General features: G+C 28.8%; 28 protein-coding genes and 1 pseudogene. 7 read left to right on the top strand and 22 right to left on the bottom strand.

What is annotated here, in order from left to right; translation table 11 throughout:
- The 10 genes from ABDZ93_RS02710 to ABDZ93_RS02755 all read right to left on the bottom strand — a co-directional run bounded on the left by ABDZ93_RS02710 (position 1) and on the right by ABDZ93_RS02755 (position 10,770).
- The gene (locus tag ABDZ93_RS02710) at positions 1–921 is read right to left on the bottom strand and encodes an alpha/beta hydrolase (protein WP_343823406.1); all 921 of its coding nucleotides are present in this window, start codon (positions 919–921) and stop codon (positions 1–3) included.
- 10 nt (positions 922–931) lie between these two features.
- Positions 932–1,603: a DUF6320 domain-containing protein gene (locus ABDZ93_RS02715; RefSeq protein WP_343823407.1), complete on the bottom strand. Its 672-nt coding sequence runs from the start codon at positions 1,601–1,603 to the stop codon at positions 932–934.
- Positions 1,590–2,876, bottom strand: a complete 1,287-nt coding sequence (locus ABDZ93_RS02720) for a hypothetical protein (RefSeq protein WP_343823408.1) — start codon at positions 2,874–2,876, stop codon at positions 1,590–1,592. The genes ABDZ93_RS02715 and ABDZ93_RS02720 overlap by 14 nt, the downstream gene beginning before the upstream one ends.
- A 281-nt stretch (positions 2,877–3,157) precedes the next feature.
- Positions 3,158–3,640 carry a DUF6241 domain-containing protein gene (locus tag ABDZ93_RS02725; RefSeq protein WP_343823409.1) on the bottom strand — a complete coding sequence of 161 codons (483 nt, stop codon included), beginning with the start codon at positions 3,638–3,640 and terminating at the stop codon, positions 3,158–3,160.
- Positions 3,641–3,763: 123 nt separating this feature from the next.
- Positions 3,764–4,420: an SIMPL domain-containing protein gene (locus ABDZ93_RS02730; RefSeq protein ID WP_343823411.1), complete on the bottom strand. Its 657-nt coding sequence runs from the start codon at positions 4,418–4,420 to the stop codon at positions 3,764–3,766.
- Positions 4,421–4,747: 327 nt separating this feature from the next.
- On the bottom strand, positions 4,748–6,412 hold the full coding sequence (locus ABDZ93_RS02735; RefSeq protein ID WP_343823412.1) for a ribonuclease J: 1,665 nt from the start codon (positions 6,410–6,412) through the stop codon (positions 4,748–4,750).
- A gap of 431 nt (positions 6,413–6,843) precedes the next feature.
- Positions 6,844–7,173 (bottom strand): DUF6483 family protein, encoded by a 330-nt coding sequence (locus ABDZ93_RS02740; protein WP_343824509.1) that lies wholly within the window; start codon positions 7,171–7,173, stop codon positions 6,844–6,846.
- 283 nt (positions 7,174–7,456) lie between these two features.
- A complete protein-coding gene (locus tag ABDZ93_RS02745) occupies positions 7,457–8,293 on the bottom strand; it encodes a CAP domain-containing protein (RefSeq protein WP_343823413.1) in 837 nt (278 codons plus the stop codon).
- A gap of 396 nt (positions 8,294–8,689) precedes the next feature.
- Positions 8,690–9,343, bottom strand: coding sequence for a CpXC domain-containing protein (locus ABDZ93_RS02750; RefSeq protein ID WP_343823415.1), 654 nt, complete (start codon positions 9,341–9,343; stop codon positions 8,690–8,692).
- 245 nt (positions 9,344–9,588) lie between these two features.
- Positions 9,589–10,770, bottom strand: a complete 1,182-nt coding sequence (locus ABDZ93_RS02755) for a hypothetical protein (RefSeq protein WP_343823416.1) — start codon at positions 10,768–10,770, stop codon at positions 9,589–9,591.
- Positions 10,771–11,003: 233 nt separating this feature from the next.
- Here ABDZ93_RS02755 and ABDZ93_RS02760 point away from each other — a divergent pair, with 233 nt between their 5' ends.
- On the top strand, positions 11,004–11,405 hold the full coding sequence (locus ABDZ93_RS02760) for a hypothetical protein (protein ID WP_343823417.1): 402 nt from the start codon (positions 11,004–11,006) through the stop codon (positions 11,403–11,405).
- 109 nt (positions 11,406–11,514) lie between these two features.
- Here the strand turns inward: ABDZ93_RS02760 and ABDZ93_RS02765 are convergent, their stop codons facing one another.
- The gene (locus ABDZ93_RS02765) at positions 11,515–12,231 is read right to left on the bottom strand and encodes an EcsC family protein (RefSeq protein ID WP_343823418.1); all 717 of its coding nucleotides are present in this window, start codon (positions 12,229–12,231) and stop codon (positions 11,515–11,517) included.
- Between the two features lie 88 nt (positions 12,232–12,319).
- Positions 12,320–12,697, bottom strand: a complete 378-nt coding sequence (locus ABDZ93_RS02770) for a hypothetical protein (RefSeq protein WP_343823420.1) — start codon at positions 12,695–12,697, stop codon at positions 12,320–12,322.
- A gap of 162 nt (positions 12,698–12,859) precedes the next feature.
- Between ABDZ93_RS02770 and ABDZ93_RS02775 the strand changes: the two genes are divergently transcribed.
- Both ABDZ93_RS02775 and ABDZ93_RS02780 read left to right on the top strand, forming a co-directional pair.
- Entirely contained in the window at positions 12,860–14,257 is a 1,398-nt protein-coding gene (locus tag ABDZ93_RS02775; protein WP_343823421.1) for a putative DNA modification/repair radical SAM protein, read from the top strand.
- A gap of 29 nt (positions 14,258–14,286) precedes the next feature.
- Positions 14,287–15,027, top strand: coding sequence for a TIGR03915 family putative DNA repair protein (locus tag ABDZ93_RS02780; protein ID WP_343823423.1), 741 nt, complete (start codon positions 14,287–14,289; stop codon positions 15,025–15,027).
- A gap of 66 nt (positions 15,028–15,093) precedes the next feature.
- Here the strand turns inward: ABDZ93_RS02780 and ABDZ93_RS02785 are convergent, their stop codons facing one another.
- From ABDZ93_RS02785 to ABDZ93_RS02820, 8 genes are all read right to left on the bottom strand, one after another.
- Positions 15,094–15,306 (bottom strand): hypothetical protein, encoded by a 213-nt coding sequence (locus ABDZ93_RS02785; protein ID WP_343823425.1) that lies wholly within the window; start codon positions 15,304–15,306, stop codon positions 15,094–15,096.
- 176 nt (positions 15,307–15,482) lie between these two features.
- Complete coding sequence (locus ABDZ93_RS02790) at positions 15,483–16,214, bottom strand: DUF2087 domain-containing protein (RefSeq protein ID WP_343824511.1); 732 nt, start codon at positions 16,212–16,214, stop codon at positions 15,483–15,485.
- Positions 16,215–16,323: 109 nt separating this feature from the next.
- A complete protein-coding gene (locus ABDZ93_RS02795; RefSeq protein WP_343823426.1) occupies positions 16,324–16,602 on the bottom strand; it encodes a DUF2087 domain-containing protein in 279 nt (92 codons plus the stop codon).
- Positions 16,603–16,942: 340 nt separating this feature from the next.
- A complete protein-coding gene (locus ABDZ93_RS02800; protein ID WP_343823428.1) occupies positions 16,943–17,476 on the bottom strand; it encodes a putative ABC transporter permease in 534 nt (177 codons plus the stop codon).
- Positions 17,477–17,647: 171 nt separating this feature from the next.
- Complete coding sequence (locus ABDZ93_RS02805; protein ID WP_343823430.1) at positions 17,648–19,612, bottom strand: hypothetical protein; 1,965 nt, start codon at positions 19,610–19,612, stop codon at positions 17,648–17,650.
- A gap of 2 nt (positions 19,613–19,614) precedes the next feature.
- A complete protein-coding gene (locus ABDZ93_RS02810) occupies positions 19,615–21,693 on the bottom strand; it encodes an efflux RND transporter permease subunit (protein WP_343823432.1) in 2,079 nt (692 codons plus the stop codon).
- A gap of 456 nt (positions 21,694–22,149) precedes the next feature.
- A complete protein-coding gene (locus ABDZ93_RS02815) occupies positions 22,150–22,617 on the bottom strand; it encodes a hypothetical protein (protein WP_343823434.1) in 468 nt (155 codons plus the stop codon).
- 107 nt (positions 22,618–22,724) lie between these two features.
- Complete coding sequence (locus ABDZ93_RS02820) at positions 22,725–22,865, bottom strand: hypothetical protein (RefSeq protein WP_343823436.1); 141 nt, start codon at positions 22,863–22,865, stop codon at positions 22,725–22,727.
- Positions 22,866–23,022: 157 nt separating this feature from the next.
- Here ABDZ93_RS02820 and ABDZ93_RS02825 point away from each other — a divergent pair, with 157 nt between their 5' ends.
- Complete coding sequence (locus ABDZ93_RS02825) at positions 23,023–23,286, top strand: hypothetical protein (RefSeq protein WP_343823438.1); 264 nt, start codon at positions 23,023–23,025, stop codon at positions 23,284–23,286.
- 255 nt (positions 23,287–23,541) lie between these two features.
- Here the strand turns inward: ABDZ93_RS02825 and ABDZ93_RS02830 are convergent, their stop codons facing one another.
- Positions 23,542–23,841, bottom strand: coding sequence for a hypothetical protein (locus ABDZ93_RS02830; protein ID WP_343823440.1), 300 nt, complete (start codon positions 23,839–23,841; stop codon positions 23,542–23,544).
- A 373-nt stretch (positions 23,842–24,214) separates the two neighbouring features.
- On the opposite strand from ABDZ93_RS02830, the gene ABDZ93_RS02835 reads away from it, so the two are divergent.
- The gene (locus tag ABDZ93_RS02835; RefSeq protein WP_343823441.1) at positions 24,215–24,400 is read left to right on the top strand and encodes a hypothetical protein; all 186 of its coding nucleotides are present in this window, start codon (positions 24,215–24,217) and stop codon (positions 24,398–24,400) included.
- Between the two features lie 12 nt (positions 24,401–24,412).
- Positions 24,413–24,661, top strand: a complete 249-nt coding sequence (locus ABDZ93_RS02840; RefSeq protein ID WP_343823442.1) for a spore coat protein — start codon at positions 24,413–24,415, stop codon at positions 24,659–24,661.
- A gap of 407 nt (positions 24,662–25,068) precedes the next feature.
- On the opposite strand, the pseudogene ABDZ93_RS02845 reads toward ABDZ93_RS02840, so the two are convergent.
- Positions 25,069–25,410 (bottom strand): annotated as a pseudogene (locus ABDZ93_RS02845) (FAD-dependent oxidoreductase); the annotation flags it as partial.
- 417 nt (positions 25,411–25,827) lie between these two features.
- Here ABDZ93_RS02845 and ABDZ93_RS02850 point away from each other — a divergent pair.
- Positions 25,828–26,022: a helix-turn-helix domain-containing protein gene (locus ABDZ93_RS02850; RefSeq protein ID WP_343823443.1), complete on the top strand. Its 195-nt coding sequence runs from the start codon at positions 25,828–25,830 to the stop codon at positions 26,020–26,022.
- The last annotated feature ends 102 nt before the right edge of the window (positions 26,023–26,124 follow it).

A 26,124-nucleotide genomic window follows, 5' to 3' on the forward strand; every position in this document is an offset into this window, starting at 1 on the left:
CTATCTAATTTTCCAAACCTTATTTATAAAAGTTCCTGCTTCCTTCCATGCTGCTTTACTTTCCGGAATTAAATCTCCTGCCATTTGAAACACATGAAACATACCTTCATAAACAGACAACTTAACTTTAACCTTTTCATTTCTTGCCTTCTCTGCCACGGTAAGAGTATCACTTAAAAGTACTTCATGGGTTCCCACTTGCATAAGCATTGGTGGAAATCCTGTAAAATCTCCATAAACTGGTGATATATATGGGTTATGAGGATCATTATCTCCAATATAAGCTGAATCATATAGCATATTGTTTGTAGTCTTACCAAAAAGAGGGTCAAGCTCATAATTTTCTACATAACTTGTACCTCTATGAGTCAAATCATTCCAAGGTGACATAACTACAATTCCTCCAGGAAGAGAAATTTCATTATCCCTTAAGTAAAGACACAGCGCTAATGCTAATCCCCCTCCAGCAGAATCTCCCACTACCATTATATTTTTTGATTCATAATTTTTTTCTTCTATAAGCCACTGATAAGCAGCTATTGCATCTTCTAATGCCGCCGGAAATGGATTCTCTGGAGCTACTCTATAATCAATAGTTAAAACCTCTGCACCTTTACCTAGTTCTGAATAATTTACTGCAAATCTTCTATACACATTTTTCATGGGACCAATGTAGCCTCCACCATGAAGCTGCAGAATTACTTTTCCATTAGATTTTTCTTCTGGTTTTAAATATTCCATAACAAAATTATCTAACTCTATTTTTTCATACAAATATCCATTGGGACACTTCCAAAGTGGTTCTACAGGATGCTTTCTAAATTTTCCTGTTTGAATTGGTTCTCCCAAGGAAGTATCTGTAATATTATCAATTAGTTCTCTAACTAAGTTTCCACGAATACTAGTCTTTTTATCTTTCATCTTCTCTCTCCTAGGTATTAAATCTACGAATCAATTCATTTTTTACGCTTCTATCACCAAAAACTATGGTACCAATTAAAATAAGAATTGAAATTCCACTAGTTAAAATAGCTAAAAACGGTCTATCTATTAATTTTACCCAAAATAAAATCAAAGGAATAAAGCTAAAAATAGTAATAGCAATTTGATACATAAAATAACTTTGCCAATTCATAGGATTAACTATCATAAGAAGCACAATTGCTAAATTAGCAAATAGTATCATTGCAGGAATAGCATAGTTTACAGACCATCCAATGTACCCTGTAACATTATCAATGACTATAACTAGAATTCCAGCTCCTATGGTTTGAACTAATATTTTAGAAGCCAAATTAGCATTGTTCATAATGGAATATGTAACTGTAACTGCAAAATATATGATTCCAACCACTGCAATTAAAGACCATATAACTCCTGAGTAGGTAATATAGTTTATAAAACCCAAAACTACAGAAACTACAGTTAAGATAAACAAAAAAATTCTTTTAATTTTTTTATATTTGCCTATATCATACTCAACATTAGGATACATTCTAGTTGATTCTACATTCATCTCATCATACTCTAGAACTCTTCTGCATAGAGGACAAGTGTGAGTTTCATCCAATATATTTACTTGACATCTTCTACACCTTTTCATTTAATACACCATTACTTTCTATTGTTACATCAATTCCCTCTTTAGTTAAAGCTCTAAAGAAAGCTCTTTGTAAATATGTGTCTCCTAAAACTGAGGAAAAAGTCACCACCACTTTATCTTTATAAGAGCATACTCCACATTTCATTTTTTGCTTTTTAGCTACACCTATAATAAAATGGAAATTCTCGATGTATTCATCAAATTCCGGAAGAACCTTTATATTACCTAAGTTAGATAGAGTCATAGTATTTCCTCTACTTATTCTTCCATAAACTAGCTGTAACGCAATATATTTAAGGGCTAATGGAGCAAATCTAACTAAAGGCTTTTTCTCGTTGGATACATTATAAGAAATAGTTTCTTCTAGTTTCTCTTTAGTTATATTTTCATCCATCTGTTTATTTACCATAAAAAGAATATCCTCAAAAGTATAATCTTTTCCATCTGATAAAAATTCTATGGCTGTTACAGCAAAGAAGTTCATAGTAGTTGTAGATTCAAAAAAAGATCTAAGGTTAATAGGTAAGTTAATTGATATAGGATCTTCATATTTTTGCTTATTTAAATACTCCTCATAAATACACCATATCAATAACGCCAATAAGTATCTAGTTATACTTACTTCTTTTTCTTTACATTTTGCTTTTAGCCCTACTAGATCAACATAGCCGTGAATAACACTTACTGTGTCTAGATATAACAACTCTCCCTTTAACTGATAAGCCTTTTTAGTGCCATAGGGTTTCTTAGCTAATCGCTTATAATTTTTTAAATAACTATCCTCAGTATCAAGTATACATTCACTACTAGGTCTTCTAGTAATTTTTTTAGAAGACTCCTTAGTTTTAAGCAGTTCTATATAGTGATAAGTAAGCTCCTTTAAAAAGTTAATAGCACCCATTCCATCTGTAATAGCATGAAAAACCTCCAAGTTAATTCTTCTTTCATAGTAAGATACACGAAATAAGAATTGCTGATTACTACGAGGGTCTATATACTTACAAGGATAAGTAGCTTCTTTTTCAACTACGGGTACCTTTTTATTAGTTTCAAAGTAATACCAAAAAAAACCTCTTCTAAGTCTTACGTTAAATCCATCAAACCATGGAAGTACCTCTTCTAACGCTTGCTGTAAAATTTCTGGTACTACATCCTCCTTCAAAGTGACAGACACTCTAAAAACATTACTTAAGTTTTCATTAGCAATGACAGGAAATATTTTTGCTGTATTATCTAATCGTCTCCACTTTGTTTGATGACTTTTTTTATTCATTTATCTTCACTCTTCCTTAACTATCGTTAATATAATAATTCTATCTCCAGTTCCAACTTGACTCTTTCTGTACTCTTTCTTAACTATTGTTACTATACTAATTACTAACTATTATATCAAATTTAATCTATACTTTCATTAGCTTGAAGCTATTTACTTTATACAAGTATTCTTATATTAAAATTAATATAAATATATAATTAAAATTCTAAGTTGCCTTTGTATTCTAGCCATATTAGTGAAAAAATATTAAAAGGTATAGAACAAAAATTCTATACCTTTTAATCAGCTTTTATACCCAAAGCTCGTCCTATAGTTCCACCTAACTTTTCCCAAACATAATTATGATCCTTATCCGCCTGAGAAAAATCTCCTGCTTCCCATCTAGTTAAAATATCTAATAATTTTTCTCTATCCTCATAACTTACTTTTTCAACAATGCCTTTCAAATTTTGAATTTCTTCTTTTTCCATGGGTAATTCTCCCCAAATTTTATTATTTTCTGCAATTATTTTAGTATTAGCCATTCTATGCATTATATCATAAATTTCTGCTTCAGGATAATAATCTGCTGGCTTCAATTCCTTAGACTCTTCTTGTGATATCTCTTCATTAATTGATTTTATCTCCTGTTGGTTTTCTTTAGCAGCTAACTTTCCTGACTTCCTGTCCATTAGATAATTTACCCCAAATACAGCAGCTATTATTACAATAATTACTATAATAGAAATAATAACTGACTTTTTTCTAAAAAAGGCCTTCATACACTTACCCCCTTTTATCTTTATATGTAAATAATTGTATCAATAAATCTATATACTTTTCAACAATTTTATAAAAAAAGCCTTATTTCTAAGGCTTAACCACTCTTATTATACCATATTAAGTTAACTTTCAATTCTCCAAACTACAGTCACTGTATCTTCCACCTCTATATCATCTGGCTGTAAATCAATGTTTGGAGCCACTCCTGTAGAAATTAGATTCTTATTCATGCTATAAATGTCCCTATATAATTGAATATCATCCCCACTATAATCTATCCTTAGAATCTTTCCTAGTCTTACTCCTGCAGCCTCTGCCATTACTTTAGCCTTTAATCTTGCATCCTCTACGGCTCTTTCTAAAAGTAAATTCTTAATTTTCGTATCATCTTTAACTTTATACCTTATAGAAAATTCAGGTGTTGCTGGGCAACCTGCAAGAGCATTAAGGACTCTAGTTAATCTCATAGTATTATTTTCAAATTCAATTCTTAAGCTATTAGTAACCTCATATCCTACAAAAACTCTCCTATAATTTCCATTGGGATCAGCAATATTTTCATATTTAGTGTCCACTCTGAAATTAGTAGTTTTTATATCTTTTTTATCAAAGCCTGCACTTCTTAAGCATGATCTTAATTCATCCAAGTCCCTACTAGCCGCATTCAGAGCTTCTTCATAGGTAGGTTTTACTGTAGTTAATATCATATTTATTTCTATTGTATCTGGTGGTACTGATGCTTTTCCTTTCCCTTTAACACTTATAACTCTGTCTTCCATAATACCCCTCCTAATTTAATAAGTTTATATAGTATAAATTTATTAAATTAAGGTATAAATATTACAAATAGCTGTGATATAAACAGAGTTCTTTGCTTTAGAGGGAGTTTTTACCCCCTCTGAAGGTTACTAACATAATTCTAAGTATCAGTATTTTCGATACTTAGAATTCGTTGTCCTTTAGGGGAAATCGTTTTCCAGGGACGTAGCAGCTTTTACTCCCACTTTGAAGAAAATAGGAATATTAGAGTTGGTAGTCATCATATAAAATAAATAACATACCACAGATAACTATTATCTATAGTATGCTATTTAAAAATTATTAAATTATACTTCCATAATTATTGGGAATATAGTTGGTCGTCTTTTAGTTTCATTATATAGAAATCTCTCTATGGATCTTTTTACATTTGTCTTTAATCCATACCATTCTATCTGATTATTTGCTAAAGAACTTTCAATTTCCTCTCTTGCTATATCTCTAACTTTATTAATCATATCTTCTGCTTCCTTGGCATAAACAAAACCTCTAGTTATAATATCTGGTCCTGCAACTATACTATAGCTTTCCTTTTCTAAAGTTACAACTACAACAACCATACCATCTTGACCTAAATACCTTCTGTCTCTTAATACTATGTTGCCTACATCTCCTACTCCTATACCATCTACAAGTACCCTTCCAGTATGAACTCTTCCAGATATTTTTGCTTCATCATCAGAAAGCTGTAGTATATCTCCAGTATTCATTATAAATATATTCTTTTCCTCCATACCTAAACTTTTAGCCAGGTCTTTATGATGTTTTAAATGCCTATATTCTCCATGGACGGGCATAAAATACTTCGGATGAACTAAGGCATGTATTAACTTTAACTCTTCTTGACAAGCATGACCAGATACATGAATATCTTCTAAAGCTTCATAGATAACATCTGCACCTTTTTTATAAAGTTCATTGATAACCCTAGATATGAGCTTATCATTCCCAGGTATAGGAGATGCTGAGATGATAAACAAATCATCTGGCTCTAATTGAATCTTTCTATGATTTGAAAAAGCTATTCTTGCAAGACCTGCCATAGGCTCTCCTTGGCTACCTGTAGTTATTATAGTTATTTCTTCATTTCTATAGTTTCTTATATCATCTACATTTATCATAGTTCCTTCTGGAATATGTAAATAACCTAATTCCATAGCTACAGTAGATATATTCTCCATACTTCTACCACTAAAAGCAATCTTTCTTTTGTACTTAACTGAAGCATCAGCTATTTGTTGCATTCTATGTATATTGGAGGCAAAAGTCGCAACGATTACTCTTCCTGTAGCCGTAGAAAAAATTCTATTTAAGGTTTGCCCTATAGTCTTTTCTGATAAACTATGTCCTTGCCTTTCTACATTTGTACTATCTGCCATTAAAAGCAAAACTCCTTCTTTTCCCAATTGAGATATTCTTTCCAAATCCATAACTAAACCGTCAATAGGTGTATAATCAATTTTAAAATCTCCAGTATGGAGTATATCTCCAATAGGAGTATGGATAGCTAAAGAACAAGAATCAGCTATACTATGGGTATTTCTTATAAATTCAACTTTAAGATCTTCAAATTCAATAGTCTCCCCAGCCTCCACAGTTTTAAGAGTGAATTCATTCTCTAAAAAATGCTCTTTTAACTTATTTCCTAATATACCTAAGGTTAATCTAGTTCCATACACTGGTACATTTAATTGTTTCAAAATATAAGGTAATGAACCAATGTGATCTTCATGTCCATGGGTAAGAACAAAAGCCTTTACCTTTTCTTTATTATCCATCAAATAAGTTATATCAGGTATGATTAAATCAACCCCATACATTTCTTCATCTGGAAATGCTATACCACAATCTATAACTATAATGTCTTTATCATATTCAATAGCAGTAATATTTTTTCCTATCTCACCTAATCCACCCAGGGGTATTACTTTAACACATTTTTTCCCTTCCATAAAAATCCCTTCCTTTAACATTAATTAATATATATTTATTATGTGTTATAGTATGAATTTAAATACTTTCATTAATTTAAATATTTTTTATTATAAATAAAGAGACCGTCTCAACTTTGAGATAGCCTCTAAACTTTCTTATAGATTTTAAATACTGCGTTTATTTTTTCTTCTTTAACTCGTTCTTATTCTTAACTTTCTTGTCACCCTTCTTATCTTTGCCAGTATTCTTAGCTGCCTTTTTATCTTCCTTACCCCTACCTCTGGACATATCTTCCTCCTAAATTAATAATTTATATAGTATAATATATTAGCCTATAGATAGAAATATACTGAATTTACTATTATAAAAGATAAAAACTAGTAACCCTTAAATATTCTCAGCTATGATTATGTATTAGATTTAAATATTTGTTACTTTTTAAATCTTTTTAAATCTTTTTATATCTTTTTATATCTTCTAAGCCTTGATGTGCTTCTTCCTTGGAAAAGTTTCCACCTTTTAAATCATCATCACTTTTTTCAAGTAGTAAATTGTAGAATTCAACTGCTACATTACATAATTCTTCAGAAGTCTTATTTTCAAATTCATTAAATAGTATATCTTCAGCCTTACTATAATTCTTTTCTTCAATAAGACGCTTTAGTACTCCCCTTAATATTTCTATGGAATTAACCTGCCCAAATTCTACACTTTCTCTCTTTTTTTCACTCTTATTTAATAACAATTTAGCACCTACTCTTCCTATATCTTTAATAATTTTTCAATATCCAAAAACTCGCCTTCTTAAATGTAAACAACCCTACAACTCTTTCTTAATCTCTTAACTTTAAATTATATATAGCTAACTTAATTATCTTAAGCATTGGACTGTAATTTCTTAATATATTATATCATTTTATTACATATTAAAAATAATAAATATAATATTTTTCTTGATAGTATAAGAATATCCCTCATTGTAGTTTCATTTGTCTACAATAAGGGATATTTTTAATCTTTATTTCAAAATCTATATTTAGTTTTTCTAAAATTCTCTTATATTATTTATAGAATTCTTGAGTTGCATAAACTCTATTACCAGATTTATATACACCTACACCTATACTTTCAAAATTAGTTGATAGTATATTCTTTCTATGACCTTCTGAATTCATCCAGTTAGTCATAAATTGATTAGCTAATGCAGTTGGATCAGTTACTCCCCCTATATATGCTATATTTTCTCCCCAAGCTCTATATGAAACTCCATCAGCTTTCATCTTAGTTGTTATAAGATTTCCACTTAAGTCTTGGTGACTAAAATAGTTATTATCTCCCATATCTTGAGATTTAATTCTAGCATATTTTTCCATAGTTGTGTTATAGCTTAAAGTTGGTACTCCAGCTTTAGCTCTCTCTTCGTTTACCTTGTTAAATATAGCTTGTTCAACTTGAGCCATAAACTTCTCATTAACAACAGGTGTCTCAGGTACTACTGGTTTCTCAGGTACTACCGGTTTTTCAGGTACTACTGGTTTCTCAGGCACTACTGGTACTTCAGTGACAGGTGGCTTAGTTGACGTATCCTGTCCAGTTGTTGGTGGTGTCGTCGGCTTAGTTGTTGGATCCTTTACTTCTTCTTTAGGCGGAGTAATTGGTACAGTTGTACAATTTTTTTGATTGATTATCATATTTTTCATAGATTCAAAGTCATTTATAAAGTTTCCATTTATAAATTTAGTATAATCTAAATTGCCATATTGATAATTACTTATAGTTCTACAATTCTCAGTGTTCACTTGGCTTTTAGTGTTTACAGCTGCTTCTGCTTGTACGCCTCCTACTAATGTACTTCCTACTAATAATAATGTTAATATTGATAATGCTTTCGATTTCATTTCCATTCCTCCTATATTTGGACTTAATAACTTGTCCACTTTTCTAGTAGTTAATGTACTTTTACGTCTAACCACCTTGTGCTATAGTTATAACATACAAATTTTAAATTTATAATGGTTGATAATTTCTAATCAATGATACATTATCCTCCATAGTTAAGTATTACCCATAATGGACTTATTACCCAGATTAAAAACAGTACTATTACTGCATTACAGGGTTTTTACAAAAATATCCTTAGATAAAATTACTAAAAAATAATTTAAGAAAATATATAAGCACGTAAATATTTTTCATCAAAAATCTTAGTGTTTTTCAATTACTTGTAAAATTTCATAAAAGAAGACAGGTATCATCCCTGCCTTCTTTATAATAAATCTTTATTTATTATTATATTAACTGATCTCAATTGCCCACTGTCTATCAATAATTTGAAAACTCTTGTATTCCTTTTCTTCTATAACATTTAAGTATTTATCTCTTATAAAATTATATATCTTCATATCCAAATTGTATGATAGTGCTTCCCCTTTATCATCTATAAATATAAAAACCATACTATCTTTAGTAATATCATAATCAAAATATACATTTTTAAAACTAATGTCCAAATTAATATCTACTATATTAGAAATATAATACAACTTACATATTTCTATAACTCTATCATCTAAATTACAGTCAAAAATCTTAATCTTTTCTATTAAATCATAGTTACTAGTTACAATTCTAAGTTTATACTTATCACCAAATTGTGGCAAAACTTCTTCTGATAAGGCTTCAAGTTCTTTAACTAATTCATCATTATCTCTACTATAGTTTGCTATTAAATATATCATCTCCCTTTTATTCATATCATGATATAAACAATCATATTCAACGGTTGATATATGACCACATATAGGACATGTAAATTTAAAAAAGATATTATCTAATATTCTCTCTTTTGCCTTTTCATCTATAGTTACATTAATGCTATTCCATAACTTAGTAGTACTTTTTATCAAGCAATTTTGACAGATTACTTCTACATTACTATTCAAAGACATAAGTACCCCCCTTTTAATTAGTAGTCTTAGAAAAAGTTTTTATCTATATTGTATATTTTATCACATTACATTGTAAATGTAACTATATTCTTTTCTAAATATTTAAACTTTTGTTTACAATTTCATTCTTTTTCTGCATATATACCATAAAAAGCTACATCATAAATAGATATAGCTTTCAATGTCATTTATTATCATATACAAAATTTTAATTCCTATTATCTTTATGGAAATATTAAATAGGATTAAATACTCATGATTTCCTTAATCCAATTTACTAGCATTAACTCCATATCTGCATCCCCTTTAACAGGATATTTCTTAGATAACTCTATTGCTTCTTCATAATAGCTTAATGCTTTTTGTTTATTATTATTATAGAAAATTTCATAAGCCATCATTACTCTCTTCTTACCTATCATAAATTTAGAAGCTTTTATATACTTTCTAAGATTTTTATCATATACACTATCAATAAACTCCTTGTTACAATCACCTATGAGCTCTAAAAACATTTTTTCGCAATTTATTTCATTTCTATATAGTGGAATTATCTTGTCCATACATGGTGTAAAATCTTCAATACATTGTCTTGCGCCATCAAAATCCATATTATCTAAATACCAACTATACTCCATAAGTTTAAGCGAAGTATTAAGTGGATTTATTAAGTCACTTCCTTCACTTATTTTTAATTCCTCTAATTCCATATCCTTAATTCGCATTCCTTGTGATTGTAGTCCATTAACTCTAAGTTGAAAATAAAACCCTCTTCTTGCATTCTCATCCTTCAACATGGATATCACATTATATCCATCATTAGAAATTCCTCCAACTTTTAACGGAATTATATTAGTAAAGGCTGCAAATATACCCCCTGCACTAATTAATATTAGCATTGCTGAAATAAGTATAGGCATTTCTTCTATTAAAATAGCCAATAGTATACCTACTCCTGCTACTATTAAATTCATTATTCCTCCACCATAATTATACATTATGAATGGGTACTTTCCATCCTTTATATCAGGTGGCATCATAAGACATTGCCCCGCTGTACCTGGTATACCAAACTTCTTATAGCTTATTTCGCCTTGCTCTTTAATTATAGTGAAAGATCCTATTCTAAAGGACACAAAGGAATATCCTGTCATAAGTCCAAATACAAGATGTCCTGCCTCATGAATGATAATATGAATCATATAGCCTAAGAAAAATATTAGTATAAGTCCATAGTATCTAAGTAATTCTAAAAGAAAATTATCACTTTTAATATAATTATCCATAAAATCTTTAAAATAAGTTACAGATAAAATTCCTATAATAGCACCAATTGCTCCGCAAACCACCAAAAATATAACTCCTGATAAAAATTTGCTTTTCTTTTTATTTTGTTTTGTAGTTATTTCTTTTTGTCCATTAATCATTAAAAACCTCCATTTTATTAACACTTATTATTAAAGTAAATTTGTATTTGTAATAAATTATATTATCTTATATATATACTATCATATATATTTTAAAGCAAAATAGTAAATATATAGTTTATATGTTCTTTTTAATATTTATTGTCTATTTTTATAAATTTAAAAATATAATTTAGGCATAATTCCATACTATTCTTATATAAATATATTAGATGTCTATGTGGAGGTTATTTATGGCTAAAAAAACTAAACTCCTATTACTCCTATGTATATTAATTATTATATTGATAATCAACAAATGTTCAGCCACTGATGGCAACTACAAAACTAGGAAAGCTAAAGAACACACTTCAAAAAGCTCTATGGAAATGACCTATAAAAGTTTTAAGGGCTATAAATACAAAACACTTAAGTTAGACTCGAATGACCAGTTAACTATTAATATAAAGGTTGAAAATGAAGGTGGAAACTTGGCTATATCACTAATTGATGAGGATGACCGTATGTTATATAAAAACGAAAACATAGATAATTCTTTAATTCAAACTATAGTCATACCTCATGATGGAAAATATAAAATACAAGTAGAAGGAGATCATAGTGGGAGTTTTAAAATAAGTTGGAATGTAGATTAAATTTTACATTCCAACTTTTTTATTATATTTAACCTAAACTATACTACAATAATATAATATTTAAGAGTAGTTTTCCTTAGATATTATAAACTTATCAAATTTTTAAGTGTTAATCAAAATATCTTAGTCTATATCCATTCATAGCAGTATCACCTAGCTTTTCTACTAGCTTGTAGTTAGCTACAGCTCCTACTGCCCCTCCTATAACAGGTACGAGCTGAAAAAATTTTGCTAAATCTATATAATCTCTATATTCCTGTTGAAAGATTCTCCAATCAAAATTTTCTTTATCTAAAGGCAATTTATCTGAATACTCTTTCCAATTAGTTAATACGTGAAATACCTCTATTCTTCTTTTATCACTACAGAAAGCAATTTGAAATATGTAAAGAAGGTATAACCTCTCTCTATAATCTTTTGTGTCATAACCATATATGCTAGCAATTTCATATAATAGCTTAATTTTTATACTTAACAATATAGGAAAATCAGCTAAACCTATAAAAAAGCCACCAAATCCTGTGCTAGCTCCACTTAATGTTGCTGCCTTTCTATATAATTGAATCTTTTCCTTTACTAGCATTTCTCTCTCTATCGTAGGCATATATTTTATAGGTTCCAATGTAGTATATTCAGACCCTAAAATAACTACTTTAACCATATTCTTTATAACTTCTGTAACCATGACATGAAATTTTTCTGGAATGAATCTATTCATTTTATCTTGTATATTTTTAGAAAGATTATTCCCAAGGGTTGGTTTCTTCTCCATTTCCCTCTTCCATTGCATTAACTCCCCATATATTATATCTTCATATATATCCATCTCATCACCTTATTTCTTAAATATATACTCTATTTTATCACACTCCACATATTATTAACCAATAGTAAAAGAGCAGATTACTCTGCTCTTATTTACGTTTTTTTTGATTAGCACAACAATCTACTATGCTACCCACTAAGTTCTGAGACATGCATAAAATTGTACACATTAATTGACGATTTGAACACAGCACGTAATCTATCAATTGACTATTAATACATCTATAGTATTGAGAGTTTGTAGATACATTTTGACAATAAAGAAGTATTAAAATTAAAATAAGTAGTCTATCTTCCCTTCTTTGACATCTAACTTCTTTCGCATCTACAACTCCACCTACCCCACTGTCAGTGGAATCGCAATCACAATCGCAATCAAAATTGCAATCACAGTTACAATCACAGTTACAATTATCATTGCAATCACAGTTATCGTTACAATTACAGTTATCTTTACAATTGTTCATTTAATAACTCCATAATTCTTGCTATATTTTATGTTATGTAAGACACTTCAAATAAGTCACACTATATTACATAAAAATAAATTTTATTTTATTGACCACGAACAAACGTTCTGGTATAATTTTTATATAGATTATTTATTATGTGTTAGAAGGTGAATTTCAATGGAGATTAGTGAAAAACTTAGGATATTAAGTGGAGCTGCAAAATATGATGTATCATGTTCCTCATCTGGTTCTAATCGTGGAGGAATTAAAGGTGCTTTAGGTTCTTCTGCTCCTAGTGGTATATGTCACTCCTTTACTCCAGATGGAAGATGTATATCTCTTTTAAAAATTTTACTAACTAATTATTGCATATACGATTGTTCCTATTGTATTAATAGGAGATCTAATGATGTGGAAAGAGCTGCCTTTACTGTAGATGAAGTGATAAGTCTAACTATGAACTTTTACAGAAGAAACTATATTGAAGGATTATTTTTAAGCTCAGCAGTAATTAAAAATCCTAATCATACTATGGAACTATTAACATCAGTTGTTAAAAAGTTAAGAAACCAATTTAACTTTCGTGGATATATACATCTTAAAGCTATTCCTGGAGCTGATGAAGATTTAATAAAAGAAGCTGGGAAATATGTAGATCGAATGAGCGTAAATATTGAACTTCCATCTAATAATTCCCTAAAGCTCTTAGCTCCCGAAAAAAATAAAAAGGATATATTTTCTCCTATGAAATCCATAAAAAATAACATAATTATAAGTAATGGAGAGAGAAAATTATCTAAAAAGGCTCCTTTATTTGTACCTGGCGGGCAAAGCACTCAGTTAATTGTTGGTGCAACCAAAGAAGATGATTTAGATATCTTAAATCTTACAGAGAATCTCTATGACAACTTTTTACTTAAAAGAGTTTATTACTCAGCCTATATTCCAGTAAATAATGGTAAGAATTTACCCAATTTAAAAACCCCACCTACCCTTAGAGAGCATAGACTTTATCAAGGAGATTGGTTACTACGGGTATATGGTTTTAAAGCTGAAGAACTTCTTAATAAAGAAAATCCAAATTTTGATATAAACTTTGATCCTAAAACTAATTGGGCTCTAAATAACCTTAATATATTTCCTCTAGAAATCAATACAGCTTCCTATGAACTTTTAATTCGAATACCTGGTATAGGTATTCGTGGAGCTAAAAAAATTATTAGTGCTAGAAGAATTAGTTTTCTCACCTTTCATGATTTAAAAAAGTTAGGAGTGGTTTTAAAACGTGCTCAATACTTTATAGTATGCAAAGGTAAATACTATGGCTCTGTGGACTTAGATGAAGAAAAGGTTAGATCTGTGCTAAAACCTAAAATTGATTTAAACTATATCGAAAATGAAAAGTATGAGCAATTAAGCTTTCTTGACTTTAATTTTAACAACAGCTCCATACCAATTTTAGATAATCAATATACTAAGCTTCTATTGTCTTCATCATTCCAAAATGAAATGAACTCCCTAGATAAAACTTTGCTTTTAGAGGATAGATGTACCTATTTAACTGGAGAACTATAAATATAATAAAGTATTGGTGGTGTTACAACATGAAAGAATTCTTATATGACGGGTCCTTTGAGGGTCTTTTAACTACAATTTTCTATGCTTATAGTTGTAAAGAAGAAGTTAAAATTACTAAATCTTCCTCATATATTCCTAGCTTAATTACAACAACGGAAGAAATAACTACCGAAGAGGATAAATTTAATAGAGTATATGCTAGCATAAGGGATAAACTTAGCTACTTAACTCTTAAAAATGTATATTATTTATATTTAAGTGACCTCCAAACTTCTGAGGATTTAGTATATAAATACATTAAACTATGTTTTAAATTTGGAGATATCATTAATTTAGCCAAAAATAATGATATTATCTTAACTGTAGATAAATATTGCAGAAAAGTTACCTTAGAAGCTCATAGATTTACTGGATTTGTTAGATTTAAAGAAATTGCTCCTTTTACCTTTTACTCAGCTATAGAGCCTGACCATAACATTCTCCCTCTTATTCAGGCTCATTTTATAGAAAGATTTTCTGACCAAAATTTTATAATTCATGATATGAGGAGAGAACTTGCTTTAATATATAATAAAAAAGAAGGCATTATCTCGTCTTTTTCTAAAGATTATGGTGAATCCTTAGAAACTTCCCCTCTCAATGATAACTTTGAGAACCTTTGGAAGGAATTCTATAATGCCATAAATATAAAGGAACGAGAAAATCTTAAATTAACGCGTAGAAGTATGCCAACAAGATATTGGAACCACTTACCTGAAGTAAAATAAGGTCATATAAAAAGTTTATTCTTTTTATATGACCTTATTTCCATGAAATAGATACTCTATCTTCCATTACTTTATTTTTTCTAGAAATTTGTATTCTCCTTGAGCATGAACTTGTTCAAGCAAATCATTATACAATGCTTTTAATTCTTCAGGAGTAGTCATACCTATTTTATCTATTTCATTGGTATGCTCTTTAAAATATAACTTTGTGCTTATATATTTACCATGAATACTGTCTAATACATAAAGTACATTTTTATCATCCAATTCTATTTTCATTTTTTCACCCAGTATAGATAAATGTATTTAAATTTTCTATACCCTTTCCTTTCTTTGGATTATTGATTAAAATCTAATTTTATCTAAGCTTATACTGTAATCTAATAATAATTTATATTCTATATAAATACGGTTTTTCCTTCATTTAAATTTAAAGTATTAATACCTACATTATTTTATTCCTTCACCCAATAACTTTTACAATCATTAGATCTACTTAAAAATCCATATTCAATTAATGCCCTTCTTACAGTAGCATAGTCTTCATATACCCTAGATAGTATTCTATTGATTTCTTTCTCTGAATAACCTTTACCTATAGTAAAACTTCTCATTATTTGCTCTAAAACTATAATCTTTTTCTTCTCCTTAGATGGATAACTTTTTAAACTACCATCTTCATTGATATAATTTTGTATAACTTGAATCTTTTCTTCACTAGTTATATTAAACCTATAATCTAAAGTAGTAGCTGTCTTATGAGCATCACAAATAATCCCCTTATCTAATTTAGTTATCTTCTTATTAGTACTTTCATCTAATAATTCCATCATTACTAAATATAACTTTGACTGCTTTTCTTTTTCTCTTAGCTTATATCGATGATTTCTTATAGTAGATGTGGCAACTCCTAATCTACTAGCTATTTCTTTATCTGATATACCTTCTGCAAAAAGCTTTAGTACTTCCCTCTGCACATCTGAAACCCCAGTAAAGCTTCCATTCATATTTAGTAGATATTCCAACATGGAATTATGAGTATTCCGAATATGAATCTCTGCTGCTTTCCACGATTCATAGAACTCTTCATCTATCATATATACTTTTCCAAGTTGAAATATTTTACCACAAATTAAACATTTAATAGTATCTCCTTGTTTAATATATCCCCTTTTAAGATCTTCCATAGTTGCATTCCAAAATATTTCATTGGATTTTACATCTACTACTCTATTATTTTCAATGTGTTTATTTGCTGTTTCAACACTCTTTATTTTACTTTCTTTTACATCGACTCTATTGTTGCTCATGGATTTCCTCCTTATTTCTCCAATATTCTGATCCATCCTTTTTTCTACATAAAAATTTATAGTCTATTAAACCTCTGCGTAGCAAAAAATAATCTTCAAAGGTATGCCAATTTATAATTATATTATTAACTTCCTTCTCACTATATGAATAGTCATACTTAAACTTTGTAGCTAAATACTTCAAAACCTCAATCTTTAATTCTTTCTTCTTTGGCCATATTTTTATTCTACCTTCAATATCAATAAATCTATCTATCTTTTCCACTATAATACCTCCCCTTAATTAAAAATCATTCACTGGATAAGCATCTTTTAATTATTCTACACTATAATAATATGATATATTTTTATTTTTGTCTACGCATTTATAGATATATAATTATTTTGTTTTAAAAATAATATTTCTCACTCTTATATCTTTCACAGATTTATATAAGAATTCATTTAATTTAAAAATAAACAGGCAGTTTTCTTAAATAAAGTTAACATATTTTATAGTACAGTCTATAAAATATACTAACCTAATCCTAACCACCTGTTTATATCCTATAATATTTAATTTTACAAATGTAAATCTAGATTCTATTGTACTACTATGACTCAATTTAATTTTGAATAACTCTTCTCTTATCTTTGAATTCTTTTAAAGTAATAATCTCATCTATAAATAAAATTATTACTAAAATGGTAGAGCAAATTGGCCATATTGGATAAATTATTTGATATGCATTATTTACCACTATTTGAAGATATTTCACTCCTATGAAGGTTAATATAGTCCATGCCATAGAAAACTCTAAACATATAATTCCCTTAAAATTGTACTTAAGCTCCGAATAATCCCAGTAATTTTTATTAAAATAATTTCGCATTATTATTCCTGTTATATATTCAACAACAGTTGGAATTATAAAACATAGTGGTATTAAAAAATATACATTAATATTAAGGGTTGATTCAATTAATACTAAAATGCTCATAGCTATAGCATACATAGGTTTAAATGGTCCACTTAGAAATCCATCCTTTTGAAAATGACCTCTAGTACAATAGCAAAACAAATTTTCAATTATCCAGCCTACAAATCCATAGAAAAAGAAATTAAATATAAAGTATAATACAAAACTTATAATATCCATAAATAAGCCTCCTTCAACAGTATTTTTACCTAGATTTATGGATTTATTCTAAGTTTTTCTACATTATACTTAAAATTTTCCTTATCAAACTTTCTTTAAAATAAAAAGATATTTCAAAATAATAATTTTATCTTGAAATATCTCTTTTTTTAAACATCTTAAAAAACAAATCTACTTTTTGAAAATATTTAGTAAACTTTTAAAGAAACCTTTTTCTTCTTTAACTGTTTCAGTTTCTGCTTTGTCTTCTTTAGCTGCTTTATTATCTGTATCAGCCTTAACTTCCTCTGTTCTCATAATGAATTTAACTTTTCCATTCATAGAATTATCCAAACCTGAAAAAGTACCATATTCCTTAGAAAGTTTTACAAGTTCATCCTTAGCTTCAACTACTCCTTCAATATCCTTTATGGCAGTATTACCTTTTTCATTTAACTTATCTAAGCCTTCTTCTTTTAATTTAACAACACCCTTATAAAGTTCTGTATTGCCTTCTTTTAATTGATTTATACCATTTAATAATTTTCCGGAATTATCATATAGTGCATTACTTCCATTTAATAATGCTGATCCTCCTGCTTTTAACTTATTAGTACCATTTACTAAAGAACCAACTCCTTGAGATAGTGCTGTACTTCCATTATACAACTCTTCTGACGCTCCATTAAGTTTTACTGAGCTTTCTTTTAAAGTATTAGTGCCTTGTAATAATAGTTCTCCTTTATTCTTAAATTCCTCTGAACCCTTAGAAAGTCCAGTTAATCCTTCTTCAAGCTCACCTGCACCAATAGAAGCACCTTTCATTCCTTGTTGTAGTTTTCCTATGCCATCCTTTTGACCATTAGATACAGCTTTAATTCCGCCGCTTGCCTTTGCAATATTAGCCGCTAATTCAGGATTAACACTTGCTACTGAAGCTCCCATTGCATCTAATTGAGCTGCTATAGCATCTAAATTTGCTGTAGACTTATTAAGATTTTCTAATCCTTCACTACCTGCAGCTAATCCCATTTTTAGCTGAGTTGAACCAGTTAAACATGAATTTATACCTCCATCTATAGAATTATATGCCGTAAATAACTTAGTAGCATTTTCTTCATAATTTTCCATTCCTTCAGAAAATTGTCCTTGAGCATTTTTAAATTGTGAAAGTCCATTTTGTAACTTATCAGCTCCAGCTTTTAAGCTAGGAGTATTATTAGATAAGGTGTCTATTCCATTACTTAAATCTGAAACTCCATTTTTAAAAGTTCCTATCCCATCATTAAATTTAGCATAGTTAGTACTTAATTGTTCTTGTCCATCTACTAGCTTTTTTGAACCTTCTAATAATTCATCTCCACCATTTTGAAGTTGCTCTAGAGAATCTTTCAAACTATCTAAACTATCATCACCACTAATATTTTCTAAATCTAGAGCTTCTGTAGTTGCTACCATCATTATCGCTGGTACACTAAAGTTTGTGGTTGTACCTTCTATTACTAGAGTATCTTTAATATCTAATATACTTCCTAAATTTAAAGACTCTTTTAATCCTGGTGCAGATACAAAGGTAATTGAGGAATTATTGCCATTTTGAATAAGCTTGCCATTATCCACCTTCACATCCTTAAAGTTATCATTAGATAACATAATTTCTGAAACAGTGACAAAAGGAACATATAATGTTTTATTCTCCCCATTGATTTTAGCTGTTCGTGATTCATTATTTTTTACTGTTAAAGTTATTTTAAACTTACCTGATTGTCCTAGAGCTTCCTTAGGCTCTACCTTTTTTCCATCAATCTCATAATTTAGATTGACTAATATAGGAAGTTCTCTCTTACTTTCTCCTTCATAATAAAGATCTTTCCCATCTACCTTCCAAGTTAATTCATCTCCACTTATAGCTGGAGATTCTTCACCTTTAACATTTTTTATATTATCTAAATTACATTTGTCCTTAAATTCTCCTAGATTTTCTTCACCATTTATCCAAGTAGATACTATCTTTTGTTCTGGTTTTCCATTACTATCTAAAATTACATATACTGTTTCATCCTTATTTATTTCTTGTGCCATTGCTACTGTAGAAGTCATAATAGCTGCTACTGTAGCTAGCACTATAACTCTCTTAGATAACGCTTTTCTTTTCATTTTTATGCAGCCTCCTCAACCTTTTTTACAAAATTTTTACTTGTTTTTATTATAACTTTTTCACTAATTAACAGAATTCCTGGTAATACAAATAGAATTACAAACATACTTATTATTGCTCCTCTAGCCATTAATGTACATAGAGAACTTACCATTTCTAGTTTAGATATAATGCCAACTCCAGCTGTAGCTCCAAAGAATGTTAAAGCACTAGTTATTATTGATCTAGAAGAGTTTTGAATTGATATTCTCATGGCTTCCATTTTATCTGAAGTTTTTTCAAGTTCTTCTTTAAATCTAGATGTTAACAAAATAGCATAGTCCACTGTAGCTCCTAATTGTATTGTTCCTATTACTATTGAAGCTATGAAAGGAATTACACTTCCTGTGTAGAACGGAATTCCTAAATTTATAAATATAGCAAGTTCAATGGTAAGAACCAAAATTATTGGTAAGCTTAATGACATAAATAATAGAGCTATTATTGCAAATATAGCTAATATAGATGCTATACTAACATTTTTAAAATCTATATCTGAAATGTTAATTAAGTCATTAGTCAATGGAGCTTCTCCACTTACTAAGCCATCGGAATCATATTTTTTTACTATGTCATTTATTTTTCCAAGTTGTTCTTTTACTTCATCAGTCGCTGCCTTGTATTCTGAGTTTACTACAAGGAGCTCATATCCACCTGACCTGACCTTCTCTAATAAATCTTTTGGCACAAAACTCTCTGGTACCCTTGGTCCTAATATTTTCTCTAGAGCAATTACTGAGGATACCCCCTCTACCTGTTCTAATTCATCAGTCATTTCTTTAACCTTATAGTTATCAAGGGTATCTTTAATTAAAATCATATTTGTAGATGTCATTCCATAATCATTTTTTAACTTATTAGTGCCAACTATAGATGGCAAATCCTTTGGAAGAGATTCATCTAAATTGTAATACACTTTAGCATTGGTCTTACCTATAAACGCAGGTATAAACACTAAGATTCCTATTATTACAAAGGCTTTATGATGCTTTACTACAAATTCAGAGGTCTTCTCAAAGGTTGGTAATAAAGTTTTATGTCTATATTTATGAATAGCTTTATCAAAGGTAAGAATTAAAGCCGGTAAAATTGTTACTGTACAAATAACTCCAAGTAATACACCTTTAGCCATAACTAGTCCTATATCTTTACCTAAAGCTAAATCCATTGTGCAAAGAGCTAAAAAACCAGCTATTGTAGTTAATGAGCTTCCTGCTACAGATGTCATTGTATTTGCTATAGCATTTGCCATAGCTGATACCCTATTCTTTTGAATTTCCCTCTCTTCATCATATCTATGAAGCAAAAATATAGAATAATCCATTGTAACTCCAAGTTGTAATATTGCCGATAAAGCTTTAGTTATATAGGATATCTCTCCAAAAATAATATTACTTCCCATATTATAAATTATAGCAATTCCTATACTAGCTAAAAATATAACCGGAATTACTACAGAATCCATAGTCAGTGCTAGAACTATTAAAGATAATATTACTGCTATCAACACATAAAAAGGGGTTTCTTTATCTGATAAGTCTTTAGTATCTTTAACTATTCCTGCCATTCCGCTTAAAAAGCTTTGTTCTCCAGCTACCTTTCTTATATCTTCCACGGCATTTTGTGTAATAATATTAGCACTGCCTTCCTCTAACATTATTACCATCATGGTTGAGTCCTTAGCATAAAATACATCTTGTACACTACTAGGAAGTATTTCTTTAGGAATTGGCGAATCTAAAACATCATTTATCCATAATACCTTTTGTACTCCTTCAATTTTTTCAACCTTCTCCTTTATCTTTGCTACATCCTTATCTTCCATACCTTCCATTATTAGCATACTAAGAGATCCACAATCAAAATCCCTTTTTAGAATCTCTTCTGCTCTTACAGTTTCTAAATCATCTGGTAGATAGCTTAGTATATCGTAATTAATTTTAGTCTTAATAAACCCTAATACAGATGGAATAAGTAATAAAAATGCTACAACTAAAATTACAACTCTACTTTCGGCTATCTTTTTAGATATTTTTGTCATAGTTCATGTCCATCTCCCTTTCCTCAATATTCTTAAATTTTATACCGACCAGTCAGTTTTATCAATCATTACTTGCCTTGTATCCTCTTATTTTTTTCCCATTAAAACGTTTTCATATCTTTATTTCTCATTTTTTCGTGACTTTTCATAGTATTATACCTTTTTGAAATAAACTTTTTATAAAAATGAATTGCTAACTGCACTTTCCTTCAGTAAAAATTAACTTTATTCTTTATTATTCCGTTGTACCCATTGAAAATAGCCATTCTGATTTCATAAAAATTTTCAGACAATTGAAGATATTTTTCTTATATGTAAATCTCTTCATTAAAAGGAAAAGATACTTTAACAAATTATTTACTTATTAATTTTTAGTAACAATTAAATTAATAATAAAATTTATTTACTTTGCCAAAGAAAAATAGCAAGGATTACTTCCTTGCTATCTTGCATTCACTACATTGCTAAATCCATAAGTGAGGATTTAATTATCGGCATGCCTTCTTTATTTTTCCCTTCCAACACACCATAAATCTTAACTACATCTCCATTTGATATTTGTAGACTTTGAAAATTAAGTTTTCCTAATTCCCATGTAACTACATAAGACTTAGTATCTTCCCCTTCATTTTGTGTGATTGTAAAACTAGCTTTATCCATATTTTCCCCCAAAGAATCTATTGAAGATACAACTCCTACTGCAAATACTTTTTCTCCTTCTAATTCACCACTTTCCACTTGTGAACCTTGAACTTGTATAGCAGTGTCTCTTATATCTATATTTACATTATTATCTTCTAAAGATTCCTCAACTTGAGTTACATTGCTTTCATCCTTATTAGAGCTTTTACTAGATTTGTTGCATCCTACCATGGAAGTTATAACAACACTTAAACATATTAAAATTAACAATACTTTTTTCATTTTTTCATCTCCTCTCTTTTCTCTATATGTTATGTATATCAATACTCATATGAAAATTATACCATATATTCAATATATTTAAAGAAGTTTATAATAAAAAAGAATCCTTATTGGGATTCTTTTTTAACAGTTCTATATTTAGATTTTTCTTTTTCTTCAGGGTCAATGTAATCATAATCTCCCCTATCTGTCTTCTTAAGTCCTAATTTTGCCATTTGCTTATTAGTAAATTTATGCTTATTGCTCATAGTATCACCATCCTCACAATTAGGATATGTGGTAATCTCAATCTTATACTTTAAACTTATCTCTAAATATATTAATATATAGTATTCATTTAAAATACATAATTACTACTTTATTGTATCTCCTTCTAGATAAGATGACTTTCCACTAATATGGTCAATGGATATCTTAACCACATTAGCTCTTACTAAATTCTTTTCTATGCATAAATCACCACTTTTTATAAAATTAGGAGCATATTTCTCTACTATAGCTTTTAAAGCTTCTACCTTCTCAAATTTATCCTCCTATTTTAACAAAGATGCTTATCCAAAAACAACTATACTTTCATATCTAGTATCTAATTTATTAGGTAATACATTTGTATCATCTACAACAATAAATTTAACTTCATGTAATAATTGTTTTTATGTTCAAACATAAAAACACCTCCAAATAATTCTAACTTTCGCTTTTATTATTGGTTACTTATATAATAATTTTCCTCCATATTAACTTATTACAGTTTAACGTATATAAAAAGAAATAAAAATAAGGCTAGTAAGACTTTAATTAGTCTACTGCCCTTAATTTCACTTTAGGCAAATTATATAAATTTCATTTTATAATTAAAACATCTTCATGTTAGATTATTTATAAATTCATCTAGAAAATATGGTGGTAGTATTTTTAGAATCACTAAGCAATTCCTAATGCTACGTTTACCATTTTATTTGTTCTTGTAGATGCAGCTATTATTTTTTCATAAAGCTCATTATCATTATATCCTTGATTTAAATATTTATTTTCATAATACTCAAAAGGTCGATTAGAATTATTAACATTTAATTCTTCTGCCAACATCCTATCTGCCATTAATTTTCTAGCTTGTGCTCTATACTTATTTCTTAAAAAGTGAGCTTGCATTGCTTGCTCTTTTATTGATAATGATTTATCTATTTCATTAATAATGTTTTTATCTCGTTTATTATACCACAATCTTACTTCTAAGTTGTCTAATTTCCCTAGTAATTCCTTGTATCTATTAAAATTATTTGCTGTTCTTACCTCTTTAACCTTTCATATATATTCTACTATATCATCATTATATCATATTTGTTAAAATCTATCAAATTCCGCCTTCTTCTAACTCTTTTAATCATACTACTCAAAATATAAAAACCATTCAAGCCCGCATGAATAAAACAACTATTTAAATAGTATTCTATAGAAATATTTATGTATTTTCATAGTCAAAATTTCATATAAAATCTAATAATCTCACATTTAAAAATGAAGTTTAAAAATAAGAATAATATTATGGATAGATGCAAATATTAATATTGAAATATGATAGATTGGAGGTATAGATATGGCAAATTTAAGTGAAATAGAATTACAAAATTTACGTCATTTAATTGGAGGACACAGTACCATTGAGAAGAAGTTAAATTGCTATGCAGACCAATGTACTGACATTCAATTAAAAGATATGTTAAAAAAAGATGCTAACGATGCAAAAACAAGTAAAGAAAAGCTAATGGCTTTCTTAGGATAGGAGGTAGTTGAAATGCAAGAAAAAGAAATGATAAGTGATTATTTAGCTGGATTAGATGCAAGCTTAGCCAAATATGGTGGAATAATAGCAGAAACTGAAAATGAAGAGTTGCGTAGAACTATTCAAACTCTTAGGAATCAAGATGAAGCTAGACAATATGCTCTTTCCAAAAAGGCAATGGAAAAAGGATATTATATTCCAGCTCAACCAGCATCAGCTAGTGAAATTGCTACTGTTAAACAACAGCTTTCACAAGGATAATTTTAGAGAGATAACTCTATGGATGAAAACTATAAAATCAGTATTTTTAATTTGAATACTTATATAAAAAATTAAAAATACTAATCTTTTAATAAGATTTATGGTTACTGGAATACCTGATCTTACTATTGGTTTAATAGTCTCTTCCAAATTTAAATACTGATGTTACTCCACTAATATTTAAAACTATTAATTTATGTATTATCTAAATATTTAATGAAAAGTATAAAGAGTAGTAATTCATAGTTAGAGAATTACTACTCTTTGTATTGTGTTGGGTACATCAAAATTATGATTTTGTGCTAAAGGCAAATAACTTATAATTAGTATTTTTGTTTTTTGTATTTATATTATCTTTCTCCTTAAATTAAAGTTATTACGTATTAAAATAATAAATATCATGTATTCTATACTAATTTTTGATTGAAAATATTATCTAACTCGAGCTTTCTTACCTTTTTTTGAATTTCTTCTGGCTCTAAAATATAAAGTCCGTTATCCTTCATTATCTTAAAGTACTTGACTCCTGCAAAGGTATATCTATTTCTTCTACCTTCTGTGGTTTGAACCTTTTCATTAGCATAAGCTATAATATCTCCAGTAGCTAAATTTCTTGGAAGAGTTAAAAGTGGCATTCCAAGCTCATTTCTAACAGCATTATGTCCTGCTAGAGAACCAGTTGTTATAGCTTCGGTATGTCCTACAAAAAGTCCACTTTTTTCTCCAGCACAGAATAAATTATTATTCCCATTTTATTAATATGTCTTCTTACCGCTGGCTCTATTCTATTTACATTGTAAAGCCATGCATGTTCATGACCTGGAAAATCTATATTTCTGTGGAGTGTATTAGCATCAGTTATGTTGATTAAGTCTCCAGCTCCTCTGCTGATGTATATCTTCCATTCTTCCTCATAATTCCGCCAACATCTCCAAGTCCTAGTAATAAATCTATTTTTTCAATTATTTCAACTTCTTCTTCGGCTTTACGTGCAGAAATTGCAGCTGCACATGCACTACAGTTTAAATTTCACCTAAAATAACAACCATGAAATTTAATTATATTCTTTATGTTTTAATAATATATCTGAATAGGAATTTAAGCAATAAAGAAAAATTTAAATAGTTTCTCCTAATATAGATTCTACAGATCTAAATAATAATGAATTGCTTTATACTGTTCCTGAAATAGCAAAAATTTTAAAAGTTTACCAACATAAAGTATATAAACTCATAGAGAAAAAAATATTGATAAGTCTAAAATTAGGTAGACTTAAAGTAACTAGAGCAGAGCTATCACGATTCCTTAACCAATATACCGGAAACGATTTATCTGATTTAGATAACATAAAGGATTTATAGATGAAGTAAAAGCCTAGATTTATTCTAGGCTTTTTAATTGCTCTCTTCTTTCTGATATTAATATCCGTATATTTAATGTATATAATGAGAATTAACAGTCTA

This window comes from Clostridium subterminale (genome assembly GCF_039521425.1).
Lineage (GTDB): Bacteria > Bacillota > Clostridia > Clostridiales > Clostridiaceae > Clostridium_J > Clostridium_J subterminale.

Coding starts and splice junctions, on each gene's coding strand:
- ABDZ93_RS02710 (WP_343823406.1), bottom strand. CDS start 921: ATGAAAGATAAAAAGACTAGTATTCGTGGAAACTTAGTTAGAGAACTA.
- ABDZ93_RS02715 (WP_343823407.1), bottom strand. CDS start 1,603: ATGAAAAGGTGTAGAAGATGTCAAGTAAATATATTGGATGAAACTCAC.
- ABDZ93_RS02720 (WP_343823408.1), bottom strand. CDS start 2,876: ATGAATAAAAAAAGTCATCAAACAAAGTGGAGACGATTAGATAATACA.
- ABDZ93_RS02725 (WP_343823409.1), bottom strand. CDS start 3,640: ATGAAGGCCTTTTTTAGAAAAAAGTCAGTTATTATTTCTATTATAGTA.
- ABDZ93_RS02730 (WP_343823411.1), bottom strand. CDS start 4,420: ATGGAAGACAGAGTTATAAGTGTTAAAGGGAAAGGAAAAGCATCAGTA.
- ABDZ93_RS02735 (WP_343823412.1), bottom strand. CDS start 6,412: ATGGAAGGGAAAAAATGTGTTAAAGTAATACCCCTGGGTGGATTAGGT.
- ABDZ93_RS02745 (WP_343823413.1), bottom strand. CDS start 8,293: ATGAAATCGAAAGCATTATCAATATTAACATTATTATTAGTAGGAAGT.
- ABDZ93_RS02750 (WP_343823415.1), bottom strand. CDS start 9,343: ATGTCTTTGAATAGTAATGTAGAAGTAATCTGTCAAAATTGCTTGATA.
- ABDZ93_RS02755 (WP_343823416.1), bottom strand. CDS start 10,770: ATGATTAATGGACAAAAAGAAATAACTACAAAACAAAATAAAAAGAAA.
- ABDZ93_RS02760 (WP_343823417.1), top strand. CDS start 11,004: ATGGCTAAAAAAACTAAACTCCTATTACTCCTATGTATATTAATTATT.
- ABDZ93_RS02765 (WP_343823418.1), bottom strand. CDS start 12,231: ATGGATATATATGAAGATATAATATATGGGGAGTTAATGCAATGGAAG.
- ABDZ93_RS02770 (WP_343823420.1), bottom strand. CDS start 12,697: ATGAACAATTGTAAAGATAACTGTAATTGTAACGATAACTGTGATTGC.
- ABDZ93_RS02775 (WP_343823421.1), top strand. CDS start 12,860: ATGGAGATTAGTGAAAAACTTAGGATATTAAGTGGAGCTGCAAAATAT.
- ABDZ93_RS02780 (WP_343823423.1), top strand. CDS start 14,287: ATGAAAGAATTCTTATATGACGGGTCCTTTGAGGGTCTTTTAACTACA.
- ABDZ93_RS02785 (WP_343823425.1), bottom strand. CDS start 15,306: ATGAAAATAGAATTGGATGATAAAAATGTACTTTATGTATTAGACAGT.
- ABDZ93_RS02790 (WP_343824511.1), bottom strand. CDS start 16,214: ATGGAAGATCTTAAAAGGGGATATATTAAACAAGGAGATACTATTAAA.
- ABDZ93_RS02800 (WP_343823428.1), bottom strand. CDS start 17,476: ATGGATATTATAAGTTTTGTATTATACTTTATATTTAATTTCTTTTTC.
- ABDZ93_RS02805 (WP_343823430.1), bottom strand. CDS start 19,612: ATGAAAAGAAAAGCGTTATCTAAGAGAGTTATAGTGCTAGCTACAGTA.
- ABDZ93_RS02810 (WP_343823432.1), bottom strand. CDS start 21,693: ATGACAAAAATATCTAAAAAGATAGCCGAAAGTAGAGTTGTAATTTTA.
- ABDZ93_RS02815 (WP_343823434.1), bottom strand. CDS start 22,617: ATGAAAAAAGTATTGTTAATTTTAATATGTTTAAGTGTTGTTATAACT.
- ABDZ93_RS02820 (WP_343823436.1), bottom strand. CDS start 22,865: ATGAGCAATAAGCATAAATTTACTAATAAGCAAATGGCAAAATTAGGA.
- ABDZ93_RS02825 (WP_343823438.1), top strand. CDS start 23,023: ATGGATATCTTAACCACATTAGCTCTTACTAAATTCTTTTCTATGCAT.
- ABDZ93_RS02835 (WP_343823441.1), top strand. CDS start 24,215: ATGGCAAATTTAAGTGAAATAGAATTACAAAATTTACGTCATTTAATT.
- ABDZ93_RS02840 (WP_343823442.1), top strand. CDS start 24,413: ATGCAAGAAAAAGAAATGATAAGTGATTATTTAGCTGGATTAGATGCA.